This window comes from Aliivibrio logei, assembly GCF_001691055.1.
Taxonomy (GTDB): domain Bacteria; phylum Pseudomonadota; class Gammaproteobacteria; order Enterobacterales; family Vibrionaceae; genus Aliivibrio; species Aliivibrio salmonicida.
This window is the reverse complement of the sequence record NZ_MAJU01000005.1, coordinates 1-319: the sequence shown is the minus strand read 5'-3', so window position 1 is coordinate 319 and position 319 is coordinate 1. Positions and strand designations below refer to the sequence as shown.

The 319-nt window shown below is 51.4% G+C and carries 1 protein-coding gene; it reads left to right on the top strand.

The genetic code is table 11. The features are described from left to right. The coding region (locus A6E04_RS03180; RefSeq protein WP_139078742.1) for an Ig-like domain-containing protein at positions 1–319 on the top strand (319 nt) is incomplete at both ends.

Below are 319 nucleotides of genomic sequence, written 5' to 3'. Positions count from 1 at the left end.
ACCATGACCATCAATGGTACCGATTACCAAACCACGGTTGATGAAAATGGCAACTGGAGTGTCGATGTCGCGGGTAATGATCTAGCCAACGACACCGAGTTTGAGGTAAGCGTGGTGTCAACGGACGCGGCGGGCAACGAAGTAAACAGCACAGTAACATCAACTCATACGGTCGATCTGGTTGCAGATGCAGGTACCGTAACGGTGGCATTAATCACGGCAGATGACGTGATTAACGCGGCAGAAAGCGGACAAACTATTGCGGTCACAGGTACCGCAACGGGTGGCGACATCAGTGAAAACGATGTGGTGACCATGA